Annotated in this window: 13 protein-coding genes; 6 read left to right on the forward strand and 7 right to left on the reverse strand. The window is 60.0% G+C overall.

The window, feature by feature from the left end; genetic code table 11:
- Positions 1-870, forward strand: coding sequence for an aldo/keto reductase (locus HDF09_RS08240; RefSeq protein WP_183764517.1), 870 nt, complete (start codon positions 1-3; stop codon positions 868-870).
- A gap of 64 nt (positions 871-934) precedes the next feature.
- Here the strand turns inward: HDF09_RS08240 and HDF09_RS08245 are convergent, their stop codons facing one another.
- The 4 genes from HDF09_RS08245 to HDF09_RS08260 form a co-directional block, all read right to left on the reverse strand.
- Complete coding sequence (locus HDF09_RS08245; RefSeq protein WP_183764518.1) at positions 935-2,314, reverse strand: NAD(P)/FAD-dependent oxidoreductase; 1,380 nt, start codon at positions 2,312-2,314, stop codon at positions 935-937.
- A gap of 132 nt (positions 2,315-2,446) precedes the next feature.
- The gene (locus HDF09_RS08250; protein WP_183764519.1) at positions 2,447-5,389 is read right to left on the reverse strand and encodes an IPT/TIG domain-containing protein; all 2,943 of its coding nucleotides are present in this window, start codon (positions 5,387-5,389) and stop codon (positions 2,447-2,449) included.
- Complete coding sequence (locus tag HDF09_RS08255; protein WP_183764520.1) at positions 5,376-6,200, reverse strand: hypothetical protein; 825 nt, start codon at positions 6,198-6,200, stop codon at positions 5,376-5,378. Before HDF09_RS08255 ends, HDF09_RS08250 begins: the two co-directional genes overlap by 14 nt.
- An 88-nt stretch (positions 6,201-6,288) precedes the next feature.
- Positions 6,289-6,489, reverse strand: a complete 201-nt coding sequence (locus HDF09_RS08260; RefSeq protein WP_179586134.1) for an allantoinase — start codon at positions 6,487-6,489, stop codon at positions 6,289-6,291.
- Positions 6,490-6,573: 84 nt separating this feature from the next.
- On the opposite strand from HDF09_RS08260, the gene trxB reads away from it, so the two are divergent.
- Both trxB and HDF09_RS08270 read left to right on the forward strand, forming a co-directional pair.
- Positions 6,574-7,527: a thioredoxin-disulfide reductase gene (gene trxB / locus HDF09_RS08265; RefSeq protein WP_183764521.1), complete on the forward strand. Its 954-nt coding sequence runs from the start codon at positions 6,574-6,576 to the stop codon at positions 7,525-7,527.
- Positions 7,528-7,579: 52 nt separating this feature from the next.
- Positions 7,580-8,293: a hypothetical protein gene (locus HDF09_RS08270; protein ID WP_183764523.1), complete on the forward strand. Its 714-nt coding sequence runs from the start codon at positions 7,580-7,582 to the stop codon at positions 8,291-8,293.
- Between the two features lie 322 nt (positions 8,294-8,615).
- Here HDF09_RS08270 and HDF09_RS08275 read toward each other — a convergent pair whose 3' ends face one another.
- Positions 8,616-8,840, reverse strand: a complete 225-nt coding sequence (locus tag HDF09_RS08275) for a hypothetical protein (RefSeq protein ID WP_183764525.1) — start codon at positions 8,838-8,840, stop codon at positions 8,616-8,618.
- Positions 8,841-9,217: 377 nt separating this feature from the next.
- On the opposite strand from HDF09_RS08275, the gene HDF09_RS08280 reads away from it, so the two are divergent.
- Positions 9,218-9,991, forward strand: a complete 774-nt coding sequence (locus tag HDF09_RS08280; protein ID WP_183764527.1) for an AAA family ATPase — start codon at positions 9,218-9,220, stop codon at positions 9,989-9,991.
- 728 nt (positions 9,992-10,719) lie between these two features.
- Here the strand turns inward: HDF09_RS08280 and HDF09_RS08285 are convergent.
- Positions 10,720-11,049, reverse strand: a complete 330-nt coding sequence (locus HDF09_RS08285; protein WP_183764529.1) for a DMT family protein — start codon at positions 11,047-11,049, stop codon at positions 10,720-10,722.
- Positions 11,050-11,107: 58 nt separating this feature from the next.
- Between HDF09_RS08285 and HDF09_RS08290 the strand changes: the two genes are divergently transcribed.
- Positions 11,108-11,806, forward strand: coding sequence for a YggS family pyridoxal phosphate-dependent enzyme (locus tag HDF09_RS08290; protein WP_183764531.1), 699 nt, complete (start codon positions 11,108-11,110; stop codon positions 11,804-11,806).
- A complete protein-coding gene (locus HDF09_RS08295; RefSeq protein ID WP_183764533.1) occupies positions 11,803-13,218 on the forward strand; it encodes an APC family permease in 1,416 nt (471 codons plus the stop codon). Before HDF09_RS08290 ends, HDF09_RS08295 begins: the two co-directional genes overlap by 4 nt.
- Positions 13,219-13,327: 109 nt before the next feature.
- Here HDF09_RS08295 and HDF09_RS08300 read toward each other — a convergent pair whose 3' ends face one another.
- Positions 13,328-13,912 carry an outer membrane beta-barrel protein gene (locus HDF09_RS08300; protein WP_183764535.1) on the reverse strand — a complete coding sequence of 195 codons (585 nt, stop codon included), beginning with the start codon at positions 13,910-13,912 and terminating at the stop codon, positions 13,328-13,330.
- Positions 13,913-13,918 lie beyond the last annotated feature (6 nt).

The raw sequence follows: 13,918 nt of genomic DNA on the forward strand, positions 1-13,918 counted from the left end.
ATGGCTACTTCAACAGTAAACGCGAAAGCAAGCGGAACGTTTTCGATCGGCGGAGACCTCCCGGTCCACCGCATGGGATACGGCGCGATGCGCATCACCGGCGACGGAATCTGGGGCGCGCCCAAAGATGTCGAAGGCGCAAAAAAAGTCCTGCGACACGCCGTCGAGCTCGGCATCAACTTCATCGACACCGCAGATGCCTACGGCCCTGAAGTGAGCGAGCAGCTTATCGGAGAAGCATTGTCTCCCTACGCGAAGGGCGTCGTCATCGCAACCAAAGGCGGCTTGACCAGGCAGGGACCGAACCAGTGGCTGCCGGTAGGACGTCCCGAGTATCTGACCCAGCAGGTTGAAATGAGCCTGCGCAGGTTGAAAGTCGACCGCATCGACCTCTGGCAACTGCACCGCATCGACCCGAAGGTGCCCGTCGAAGAGTCCCTCGGCGCAATCAAAAAACTCCAGGAGCAGGGCAAGATCCGCCACATCGGCCTGAGCGAAGTAAAGCCTCACGAGATCGACCAGGCTCGCAAGGTCGTTGAGATCGTCAGCGTGCAGAACCAGTACAACATTGGCGATCGTCAGCACGAAGACGTCGTCGAGTACTGCACCAAACACAAGCTCGCCTTCATCCCCTGGTTCCCAGTAGCGGCGGGCAAACTCGCTCAGCCCGGCGGCAAGCTCGACGCCGCCGCAAAGCGACACCACGCGACGGTCTCGCAGCTTTCACTGGCATGGCTGCTCCACCGTTCCCCGGTCATGCTACCCATCCCAGGCACGACTTCGGTACAGCATCTCGAAGAGAACGTAGCCGCAGCCGATGTAAAGCTGTCCGCCGCCGAGTGGAAAGAGATCCAAGACTCCGCAAAATAACAACGACTCCACCTTTACCGAAAAGAGCCGCCACCGCGCGGCTCTTTCCATTTCCGCAGCCCGCTCAGGTCTTAGGCGAGTTCATATCCAGCGGCTTCGCAGTAACGCCAACAAGGTCCTCCTGCGAGTTCCACCCCGGCAGCTCCTGCGAGCCCGTGATCAGCCTCGCACCATCGCTGAACGTCAGATACGTCCACGCCCACTGCCGGAAGACGCTAAGCCGATTGCGAAAGCCGATGAGAAAGAAGATATGAACCACCAGCCAAGTCATCCACGCCGGAAAGCCGCTCCAGTGGGCCTTGAATGGCCATTCGATATTGGCCACCGCCGCCTTGCGCCCGATCGTAGCCATATCCCCTTTATCGAAGTAGCGAAACTGCTCGTCCCTGCCGCTTCCATCGCTGCCCAGGTCTGCGGCCACCAGCCGGCCGATACGCTGGGCGGCATAACGGCCCATCTGCATCGCGGGCTGCGCCACACCGGGCACCTGCTTGCCGTCCTGCTCGAAGTGAGCCAGATCGCCACAGATAAAGATCTCCGGATGCCCCGGCGGATTCAGATGCCCATCCACAAACACCGCACCGCGCTTGTCGGTCTCAACGCCCAGCATCTTGCCCAGCGGCGAGGCCTGCACTCCCGCCGCCCACAGCGTCACCACCGCGTCGATGCGTTCTTCGCCGACCATCACATAGCCGGGCTGCACATCGCTGACGTGAGCGCCCGTGCGCACCTTCACCTTTAGCTCGGCAAGCTGCTGCAGAGCCTTCTGCTGCAGATCTTCCGGATAGGCCGTAAGAATATGCGGTCCGCCCTCAAGAATAAGAACCTGCGCCATCGAAGGATCGATGTGACGAAAATCCCGCGTCATGTAAAGCTGCGCAATGTCGCTGATAGCGCCGGCAAGTTCCACCCCGGTCGGGCCGCCGCCGATGATCACGAAGTTCAAAGCTGGATGTGTTCCCTTCTCCATCATCTGCCGCTCCGCCAGCTCAAAGGCCAGCAGCACCCGCCGGCGAATCTCCGTCGCATCTTCGACCGTCTTCAGTCCCGGCGCAAGCTTGGCCCAGTCGTCCCTGCCGAAGTAAGAGTGCGTCGAGCCCGTCGCAAGAATCAGGTAGTCGTACTCAAGCTGCACGCCAGTCTTCAGAAAAACACGACGCTGTACCAGATCAAAGCCGACAGCCTCATCCATCAGCACATCGACATTCGGATGATCTCGCACGAGCGAGCGAATCGGCTGCGCAATGTCTGCCGGAGAGAGCACCGCCAACGCCACCTGGTACAGCAGAGGCTGAAACAGATGATAGTTTCTGCGGTCCACCAGAGTAACGTCGACCGGAAGTTTGCCCAGAGCCGTCACCGCATTGACCCCGCCAAAGCCACCACCCACAATCACGACTCGCTTTCGTGCAGGTCCGCTTCCTGTTGCTGCTGATACCGCCATCGTTCAGGCTCCTCGGTGTGATATGTCCCTTATCTGATGCCGAATTGAGCCGTTCGGCGTTTCCAGAATTTCCTGCTTCCTTCGACGATCTTCCCACAAAAGGAGTTACAGAAAAGCGGGGGGAAGAAAAAATCAAGGCTGCTTCTGCAAGGCAAGCGAAAGAAAGCCCTGTGTACCCACACCCGCAGCGAGGTTCGTCGTCTCGGCGATGCCCACGATCTGCTGCGGAACAACCGTCAACAAACCATTCGCGTCCGAGACAGCAGAAGACTGCGAGGAGGCAAGCACAGGCGCGATCGGACAACGGCCCCGGCCCGGACACGCCGGTTGCCAGGCGTTCACAGTCTCAAAGATCTGAACCACCGCGCCCCCAACAAGATGAGACGCCGTATCCGTAACCTGCAGAACCACCGGCGCGATCGTTCCATTCGCCGAGACACTCTGATTGGCTCCGCTCACCACGATCACGCGCAGGTCCGCAAGGTCCACGCCCACCGTAGTAAACGAAGCACAGACGTTCGTCCACGCGCAGCCAGACAGCGTCGCCTCAGCACCCGCCGTCAACGGACCAGCCGTCGCAACTGTCTGCGCGATCCCCTGCGAGTTCACCGCAGAGCTGGCCGGCGCCACCGAGACCGCACCCGAAGTCGTCTGCCAGCCAACCGCCACCCCTGCCGTCGAGGCAAAGTTATCGCTCACGCTGATCTGTGGCGTCCATGCAAAGGTTGCGGCCGCCGCAATGTACTCCATCGCCTGCACCGCGGTCGCCGTCTGCACCCGCGCCGCCGCCGTGAAGGAAGCAACCGCCGTGCCATCGACTCCGGCCGCCTGCAGCGTAATCGCACCCGCGCTCAGCGGAGTCACCAGCGTCGATGCCATGCCGTTCGCGTCCGTGTAGACGGTGCAACTGGCCGCGCCACAAGCGGCGAACTGCACCGTGCCGACGGTCGCAGTAAACGTGACAGCCTCGCCCATCACTGGAGTCGCCCCATCGCCGTCCAGCACCCTCACCACAAACGGCGTCGCAGCACTCACCCCAACCTCCACCTGGCCCGACGGCGCACTCACCAGGCTGAGCACAGGCACCGGCGCAGAATAGCTCAGCGCCTGCGTCATCACCGTCGTCCCCCCGGTTGACAGATCCGTCACCACCACATCAGCCACCAGCGCGGTCGTCGAGCCCAGAGCATGAATCGAAGGCGCCGTAGCCACAATCGTGTTTGCAGTCCAGCTCGAAACCGTGGCCGCAACCCCATTCACCGTGACCGTATTCCCCGTGCGAAAGCCCATCCCGGTGATTGTGACCGTCCCTCCCGCCGCACTGACCGTGGCCGGGCTCAACGAGTCTGCGTAGAGCACGCGAGCTCTATAGTTGAAGTCAGGCCGTCCGTCTCCGCGCTGATCGGCGATCGCTATTCGTAACTGATCCGGTTGCGTAAAGGAGGTCCCCAGTGTGGTCATGCCGTTACTCTCGCCGTTGAAGGCCTCTTCCGTACCGGCAACCCCAGGCAGAGAGCCCAGCGCATCGGTCGCGTTCCATACGCCAATCACCGGCATCGCCTTTACGCTGCTTGCGAACCCCTGCTCATCCTCCGCCGTCACCTCAACGGTCAACGAGCGATTGGCTTTGACCGAGAGCGAAGACCAGGCAGAGTGCCCATACCCGCAAAGCTGATCCTGCCACCATCCCTGCGCCGGCACTGCCGCGGGTGCAGCCTCCGTTCCGTCCGCGCCAGAGTTGCAGGCGGTCACTGGATTGTCGGTCGCCCAATCAAAATACGCTTGCGTGTAGCTGCCGTAGAGTCCTTCAGTAAGCACCGGGTCCGAGCCAGAGGGCGCCACGGTATTGGCGATGTAAGGTCCCACCGCGTATTGCCCCGTATACAGCGGATTGACAGGTTCGGTCTCTAGAATCAGTTGCTGCCAGCTGCCGGGAAGCATCGGTATTCGTTGAATCAAGGTATACCCCTGGTACCAGGAGTCCTGGGTCCCCTGACTCCCTGCCATCGACGAATCCTTACCCGTGACCGGGTTGCCATTCGATTGACGATAGAACGAACCCGAGACTCCAGAGGCGACATACCAGTCTTCGATCTTCGACGGCAAGGTGAACTGCGCCCAACGACGTACGACTACGTTCACCCCCTGCATCCCCTCTACGCCGGGAAAGTTCAGATGACCGTTAAGCTCATTCGCATTCAGCAGGCTATCCATCTTCCCCGGACCCGCCTGCCCTTGAGCGATAAAGTAAAGTTCCGCCAGGGCCGACAGGTCATCCGGCCGCAAGGTAAACGGCTGCGGCATGCACTGGTAGGTGTATGGGCCGCAGATGATATCGATCGGATGCATCACCGGCCAGTACAGCGCCTGGTTGGCAGTAGGTTGCGGGCTGTCGGTAAAGACGTTGTCATTGGTCTGCGACCACCCCAGGCCAAGCACGCGGCCAAACGCCCGCATCAACTGATACTGCAACTGCATCTGCTGCTGAGGAGCAGGCCCGGTGCACCGGCCATTGAGGATGAGAATCGCGTGCTGAATGAATCCAGTCGGCACAATCGAATCGACGCTCTCGGTCACTCCATTCTGCCGACATCCCGAAGGGTCGCTCGCTCCATTGCCCAGCAAAAGATCCGTGATCGAACCATCACTGTCGTAGATCACGGCAATCTGCTTGGCCAGGTAGTTGCCGCTCTCGACATCCGCCGGAAAGATCGGCCCATTCGCCCCAAGAAAAGCATTGGCTCCGCTCACATGCTCATCCAGAGCACCGCCCTGCGCCAGCACCAGGCTCGCCGTCGGAACATTCCACACCCCCGCCGCAGCAGCCACAAGAGCATCCGCAGCCGCGTGGTTCACACTCGAGCTCAAATCGCCGGGGTCCGTGAAATAAAGCGGCTGCTTCGTGTACCAGACCACAGGAACCCCGGACGTCGTAAAGTACGGTGGCCCAGTCACCCAGCGCGGCCCTCCGGCCCAAACCGTCGCCGCACTCGCGAACCAGAAGATCGCCAGTGTGCAAAGCGCTTGCAGTCGTATCCCGGATCTAGTTCGTGAGCTGGCGTCAGGGCGTGACATGCTGCGCCTTCTGCCACGAGGTCAACAGCCCCAGCACCGCATCCACCGAGGCCTGCTGCGCGGGGACCGACGCATCCGCCGCACTGGTGTACCCCAGCGGCAGAACCATCGACACCTCGCTGGCGCCCGATCCCGCCGCGACCACCTGCCCGGCCTGCCGCTCGGTCGTACCCAGCTGAGAGAAGGTATTCGCGTGCTCAACCGGCTCGCTGCGGTAAGAGACCGTCCGCCGCAACCTCGCGCCCAGCCAGCGAAGGTCGACAAACGGCAACGAAGGCGGACCCCCCGCACTCTCCGCTACGGCACTCTCCGCTACGGCATTCTCCGCCACGGCACCCGTCGTCCCTGAACCCGCCACCACTGGACCCGCCGCCGCGCTCTGGCGAATCGGGATCGCTCCATCAAGTCCCCCAACCGGCGAACTCATCCCACCCGCGCTCGGAGCATGCAGCAGCATCAACAAGCGCTGCCCCACGCGATATCGCTGACCGCCGCCGGCCCAAAGTCCGCCCCACTCCCGCAAAACATAAGGTTCGCCGGCTCTGCACCCAAGAATCGCCCGATCGACGCGAAAGTCGACCTCGACGATCCCCGACGCCGGCCCGGCACCGCCGGGAAGACGCACCGCCAGCACCTGCCCCATGAAGATGACGCCTGCCCGGTCCGACATCTCGTGCAGCACATCTGTAACGGTCTGCGATCCTGCAGAGGACGCCGTCTCACCCCAGGCCATCGAAGCCGCCAGCAGCGCAGCCACCGCAAGGGCGCGCAGCCGAAAAAAAACTCGCAGCATTCCAGCCATGCAGACCATCCCGTCCCTCCGCCCTCTCCCTGTTCTTCGTCAGGAGAGTCACGTTACGAACGGGTGTCCTGTTTTCGGACACTGCGCCACCCCGCAGTTAGATCTCCGGGTAGAAGTCGAAGAACGCGTCGATGCTCATCCGCAGTTGCGCCTCGATCTCCTCCCGGCTGCCCTCCAGCACATGCAGCGTCACATGTGCCTCGTTGCCGTTCTTCAGGGTTACGGGCGCCTCGCCCACCGATGCGATCTCATCCGCAGGTAACAGCCTCATTCCATACACAAGGGTCAGGTTTGCCATAGTCTCAATTGTTTCACTAATCCCGCCAAAAACCCCGCTTTGCATCTTTTCCGTCCGTGGCGCATTTACACTAGTGGAGCTTATATGCCCGAAAACATAACGCACGACACTGTCATCCTCGGTTCAGGCTGCGCCGGACTCACCGCTGCCATCTACACCGCGCGCGCCAACCTCAAGCCGCTCGTCCTCGAAGGACACGAGCCCGGCGGCCAGCTCTCCATCACCACCCTGGTTGAAAACTTTCCCGGCTGGCCCGAGGGCGTCCAGGGCCCCGAGCTCATCGAGAACATGAAGAAGCAGTCCATCCGCTTCGGAGCCGAACTCCGCCTCGCCCACCTCAGCTCCATCGACCTCACCAAACGTCCCTTCGCCCTCAACCTCGGCAAGGAGACCATCCACACCCGCACCCTCATCATCGCCTCCGGTGCCAGCGCCCGCTGGCTGAATCTCCCCTCCGAGCAGGCCCTCATCGGCCACGGCGTCACCTCCTGCGCCACCTGCGACGGCTTCTTCGCCTCAGGCAAAGAGATCGCCGTCATCGGCGGCGGCGACACCGCCATGGAAGAGGCTCTCTTCCTCACCCGCTTCGCCTCCAAGGTCACCATCCTCAACCGCAGCGAGAAGTTCCGCGCCTCCAAGATCATGCTCGACCGCGCCATGGCTCACCCCAACATCCGCTTCCTCTCCAGCACCGTCGTCGAAGAGGTCCTCGGCGTAGACGAGAAGGACGTCAAGGGCCTCCGCGTCAAAAACCAGCTCTCCGGCGAGCAGTATGTTCTGCCCGTCGCCTTCATGTTCCTCGCCATCGGCCACATCCCCAACGCCGAAGCCTTCCGCGGTATGATCGACCTCGATCCAGAGGGCTACATCCAGACGCGCAACAACGTCTTCACCACCCTCAACGGCGAGATCATCCCCGGCGTCTTCGCCTGCGGAGACATTCAGGACCGCCGCTACCGCCAGGCCATCACCGCCGCCGGCTCCGGCTGCATGGCCGCCCTCGAGGTCGAAAAGTACCTCGAAGAACACGGCAGATAAACCATCAACCGGGAATTGACCCGCCCCCAAACCCCCTGCGAAACTCAGCCCTATGCAATACAGCGGCAAGGTCGAATATGCTCAGCAGCGAAAGATACGCGAACGCAACACCGCACTCTACCGGCTCGCCCACTGGCCCATCTGGATCTGGGTCTTCTTCCTCGCCCCCGGCCCGCTGACCTTCTCCCTCTTCGCCCACGGCTTCGGACGCGGCAACCTCGCATGGCTCATCGCCGTCCTGATCGGCACCGGCATCGCCGCCCTCCGCGGCAGCCTCCCCGGCTCCGAGCCGCGCCCCTACATCCTCCGCTTCGACGAGGACAAACCCAACCCCCTCTATCGCCGCGTCTGCTACACCTTCGCCTGGAGCGCCGTCCTCACCTTCGCCCTCCTCAACCTGAGCGGACTCCTCCTCGCTGCAGCCACCGGCCACTGGTACATGCAGCAGATCTACCACTACGCTTACTTCCCTCTCTGCGGAACCATCCTGCTCTTAGGCACGATAGGCGTACTGCCGCGCGTCCGGCCCTCCACCAAAGGCGAAGGCACAGAGCGCCGCTACTTCTACGGCTCCGTCTGGGCCGTCACCATCTCGCAGGCGCTTCTCCTCGCCTTCTGGAAGACCCTCCCCGAAACCCGCGCAGCCAGCCTCACCAAACTAGCCATCTTCGTCTGCTCTCTCCTCCTCCTGGGCTTCGCCGCCTACCGAGGCGCTCTCCCCCGCACCCGCCCCATCGTTCCAGGCGAACTAATGGTCGCCGACTAAAACTCCCCAACCAACATATTTTTGAAGCCTGATTCTCATGCCGTTCCGCATGGCTTGCTTGTCATTCCGTAATGGGGTGGAGGAATCTGCTTTTTCGGATCCGTAACAATCCCTGAGCACCCCACGAGGCCATCATCCTGAGCAAGTGGCTCACGAGGCTGCTCAAAAGTCTGTTTTGCTCAAGGGCGCGGCTTCAGCCGTGCCGCAAGAGGCTTGGTTGCATTGCGGCTCTAGACGCTGAGGTCGCCTTTCGTCCCGGAGTGTCGAAGGATCTCGGATGGACATGGCTCTCAACACGGCAGGCTCCCGCAAATCGCGCCAACTAGATCACGCCATCCCGGTAGAACTGGTCAGCTTCTTCTTCATCGCAGAACCAACCTGCCGCACCTCGATGCATCCTCTGTTTGGCCATCTTGCGGCCACAGAACATACACTTGCCGATTGCTGTGCTGTCCGCCGGAAACAGGACACCTTTGAACTCCTGCCATCGTTCCTGGCAGGCGCCTACCGGGTCAGCAGTCGCGGCGAGTGCAAACATCTTTCTCAACAAGGCAGGCTCCGATCTGCTACAAGTCCCACTGCGGGGAAAGGGATTACATGGCTATTCGACGGGTGAATAGTACACCCGGACTGGCCGCGCGTCACCCCAACAGCGTAAGCGACGCCCGATAGCGACTTAGGTCTTCGGCTCCGCGTTGGTCTTCTTCTGCTGCGCTCCTTGGTTATAGTTCCAGGTCTGGACCTGGTGGAATAACACCGGCGTAACTTCGGGGCGGTAAACATCGAATCTCTTCCACGGTTATCGGCTGGCGAGAGTCGACAGGATAGGAACGCGCAGTAGATTCCGTCGCCCTCACGTTTTTGTGCAACACCCTCCTTCAGGCCAGACAGTATGCTGGAGGTTCAGAGTCCCGATCCAACCCCATGCTCAAAAAGATCATCCTCCTGCGCGAACGAGTGGAAGACTGGACCGCCTACCCCTTCTCTGTCCCCGCCATCGCCTCCCTGCCTGAGATATCAATCCACTCACGCATCGCCTTCTTCGCCGGAGAGAACGGAACCGGAAAATCCACCCTCCTCGAAGCCATCGCCGCCCACTACGGCTTCGGCCCCGAGGGCGGCAACCGCAGCATCCGCCACGACACCACAGAACACAACCACTCCACAGACAGCCTCGTGCGAGCACTCCGCCTCTCCTTCGACAAGCGCACCGGAGCAGGCTTCTTTCTCCGAGCGGAGAGCTTCTTTAATACCGCGACACACATTGATGAACTCGACAAAGAGGGATTCGGCCCACCGATCCTACGCTCGTACGGAGGACAGAGCCTTCACACCCGCTCTCACGGCGAAACCTTCTTCACCCTCCTCGAGCACAAGTTCACCCGCAACGGCTTCTTCCTCCTCGACGAACCCGAAGCCGCCCTCTCCCCGCAGCGCCAACTATCCTTCCTCATCCTCATCCACGACACCCTGCGCCGCTACAAAGACGCCCAGTTCCTCATCTCCACCCACTCCCCCGTCCTGCTCGGCTATCCCGGCGCCCAGATCTTCTCCTTCGACGACGGCCATCTCCACGAGATCTCCTACGAAGACACCGCACCCCTTCAAATCGTCCGCCGCTTCACCAACGACCGCGACAGTTTCCTCGAAGAGCTCTTCGCGGAAACCCCTTCCCTCTTCGAAGAACCCGACAAGTAGCCCTCACTAGTCCCAACGCAAAAAAATCCCACCACACAACACACCACCAGATAACCAGCAAAACACCATCACCACCGGCTATCATTACCATTCTTTTTGCCTGTTCGCCTTGTTCTCCTTGACCCAACAAAAACGTACGTCATCTCGACCGAAGGCGGCGCACTTTGCCGCCGCAGTGGAGAGACCCCCGTACTTCCTGTGTGACTCGCCCCCAAATTTCACCCAAAAACTGTCTGTCAAGCCCCCAAACCATCTAACTCATTTCTATTCTTGGAGATAGCCGTGGCGTATGAGTTAGACCCAACTCTCTATACTGAGTACAGAGGCAAAATAAGGTTGTCATCCTGACCCTGGGCCGAGGGGGAAGGGTCCCTGCATTTGCCTTTTTCGGCATAACCCGTTTAGAAACAGTATTCTGCAAGTAAGTCCTTTGAATGGAATGTTTTACGAGTAATACCCCCTCTGTAAACCTCTCCATCTAAAGAAGTTACGCCTTTGTAATATGGGGGGGAGGGGGGAGGGGTCATGCCGGGATCTGGCAGCTTCTCGGTACGTGTCCTGCCGGACGGGCCCGCTGCGCGCGGGGCGATCACTTCGTGATGTGTAATCGCTTCGCCAGGCGCTCCCGATGGTCGCGAACCATCTTCCTTCCCGACCAACGGGAGGACCAACCGAAGGGGTATACGAGTCGCGAAGTGACCGCCGCCCGCGCAGGGCGCACTTCCGCGTTAAAACTTGTGAAACATAAAAAACGCACCGGCGATCAGGCAGCCGAACGCCGCAAAGTGGTTCCAATGCAGCTTGTCGCCGAAGTAAAAGGTCGAAAACACGCCGAACACCGTCAGCGTAATCACCTCCTGAATCACCTTGAGCTGATCCGGACTGAAGCTCTTCGACCCGATCCGGTTGGCCGGCACCTGCAGGCAGTACTCAAAGAAGGCGATGCCCCAGCTCACCACAATCACCTTCCACAACGGCACCTCCTTGAACTTCAGGTGCCCATACCAGGCAAAGGTCATAAAGATATTCGAGCCAATCAGCAAAAAGATGGTCCACATAGTTCGTTTCCGTCTCCGCGCAATCTATTAGGAAGCTAAACGATAAGATGCAAAGAGCATGTCCATCGCCGGAAACCTCGAACACCTTCAGCAACAGATCCACGAAGCCTGCCGCCGAGCCAACCGCTCCGACAGCGAAGTAGCCCTGATGGCAGTCAGCAAGGTCCACCCGGTCGAGGTCATCCTCGAGGCCTACGCCGCCGGCCAACGCCTCTTCGGCGAGAACCGGGTACAGGAGTTTCAGGAAAAATCCCAGCACCTCGCCGCACTGAACGACGCCGAGTTCCACCTCATCGGCCCCCTCCAATCCAACAAAACCACCCGCGCAGCCGAGCTATTCCAGGCCATCGACGCCGTCGACTCGCTAAAGATCGCACAACGGCTCGACGCAGCCGCCAAAGCACTGGGAAAGAAGCTGCCGATCCTGGTCGAGGTGAAGCTGAGCCACGAGGAGTCCAAACACGGCCTCGACCCAGCCGAACTACCCGCTCTCCTCGCCGCAATGGAGCCGCTCGAGTCGGTAGAAGCCGTAGGACTGATGACGGTTCCACCGTGGTCCGAGGACGCCGAACTCGCGCGGCCCTACTTCCGCGACCTCCGCAAGCTGAGAGACCAATCGCTCACCAGCTTCCCAAAGCTCACGCAGCTATCCATGGGAATGTCGAACGACTTCCAGGTAGCCATCGAAGAGGGCAGCACCTGCGTCCGCGTCGGGACAGCCCTCTTCGGCAAACGGATCGTGGCCAGCGCCGGATGAACTCCGAGCCCACACCCAATGCGCTCCATCGCGGCCTCTCAACCGGCGCTGCGCTGAGCCTGAACGTTATCGACATGGTCGGTGTCGGTCCGTTCGTCACGCTGCCCCTGATCGTGGGAGTCATGGGCGGACCGCAGGCAATGCTCGGCTGGCTGATGGGCGCCCTCCTCTCCCTCTGCGACGGCCTGATCTGGAGCGAACTAGGCACCGCCTACCCTGAGGCCGGCGGCTCCTACGCCTACCTAAAACACCTCTACGGAGAGAAGACCTGGGGGCGGGCATTTTCCTTTCTCTACGCCTGGCAGGTCCTGATCAGCGCCCCCCTCTCGATCGCCTCCGGGTGTATAGGATTCGCACAATACCTCTCTTTTTTTCTTCCGAACGCCAGCCACCCGTTCGCCTCCACGTCGCTTCTCGGTGTTCCGGTGGTACTGAGCGGACAGACACTGATTGCGATGAGCGCGTGCGCAGCCGCTGTGATCGTTCTGCGCCGCAGCATCTTCGCTATCGGTCGAATCGCACGCTGGCTTGGAGTTGCCGTAGGTCTCACGCTTGTCTTGCTGATTGTGGTTGGATTGACCCACTTCAGCCCTCATCTGGCCTTCGACTTCCCGGCTGGTGCCTTTCGCATCAACCATGCATTCTTCGCCGGCCTCGGCGCTGGAATGTTGATCTCTGCCTACGATTATTGGGGCTACTACGGGGTATGCTTCCTGGGTGCTGAGGTCCGCGATCCCGAAAGGACTATTCCACGTGCCGTGCTGGGCTCAATCGGCGTTGTCGCGACGCTCTATCTGCTGATGAACATAAGCGTTCTTGGCGTACTCCCATGGCGAGAGATGGCACAGAACACCGACAGCCATGCTCGCATGTTCACGATGGCAGTCTTCATGGAGAAGCTGTACGGGCACGCCGCCGCTGGAGTAATTGTTCTGCTAATCGCCCTCGCAGCGCTTGCATCCGTGTTTGCGTTATTGCTCGGATATTCGCGAATTCCTTTTGCTGCTGCACGGGACGGTAACTTCCCCTCATGGTTTGGAGCTGTACATCCGAAACATCGAGTCCCAGTGCACTCCCTTTTGACCCTCGGCGGCATAACACTTATGTGTTGCATCTTCAGGCTGCAGGAAGTCATCACGACTCTTGTAGTGATTCGCATCTTGTTTCAATTTCTGCTGCAGGGAACGGCCACGCTGCTACCAAAGCACCGCTGCGAGCGCAAGACGCGAGGATTTCGGATGCCACTGTACCCCCTGCCCGTGTTGCTGGCGCTGGGTGGATTTGTCTTCATTCTCTTTTCGCGACCGAACTTCCTGCGAGAGATGCGAACAGCCGGGCTGATCCTGGTAGCGGGCTCCGCTGTGTATGCGTTGCGTTTTATAAATGTCCGAAGCTGGATAGAAAAGAGCTAGCGCTGGAGCCAACCGGGGACACCCTATTAGATTTCACCGTCGAGACCTTGGGGTTGAGAAAAGCGGTTCCATTTTAGAACCGACATTAGGGTCTGCTCGTCGATTCAAGCTATCGGCCGAAGTTATAGGTGACACCTGTACTAATTCTGATATTGTTTTGACGGTCGTTCGCGGCGTTGGGAATCTGCGTGTAGACATAGTCAAATTCAGCAATGGTCAAGCCCAGTCTTCGCTTAAGTCGAGTGCTTACGCCTCCTCCTGCAGCTAACCCAAACGAGTTGCGGTTGATCGTGAATTGAAAATTGACATCCTCTTTCGCTCCGCCAAACAGTACTTCGCCATAAGGGACGAAACGGCTTGAATTTCGACGAGTGTACCGCGCACCAAAGAGATAGTTAACTATGGTAATGTTTTGAGAAGTGTTATCAACGTTGTTAGCGTGGGCGACCGCGATATCGGCTACTGCGGCCCATACGGGGGTCACGTTTATAAGTATCGTTCCACTGCCTCCGTTGAGCGAGAAGCAACCGCACTGGCCCGGGGGAGCGTTCGCGTGGAAGTAGTTATAGTTGGCACCTACCGCGAATCGCGGTATGTCGTCGTTGATTCCACCCATTGATATGGCCTGGGCATGCAGAACCCCGGACAAGACGGATAGAAGTATTAGAAGCAGGACGCTTCGAAGATGCATCATTCCTCT

The organism is Edaphobacter lichenicola (assembly GCF_014201315.1).
Taxonomy (GTDB): Bacteria; Acidobacteriota; Terriglobia; order Terriglobales; family Acidobacteriaceae; genus Edaphobacter; species Edaphobacter lichenicola_B.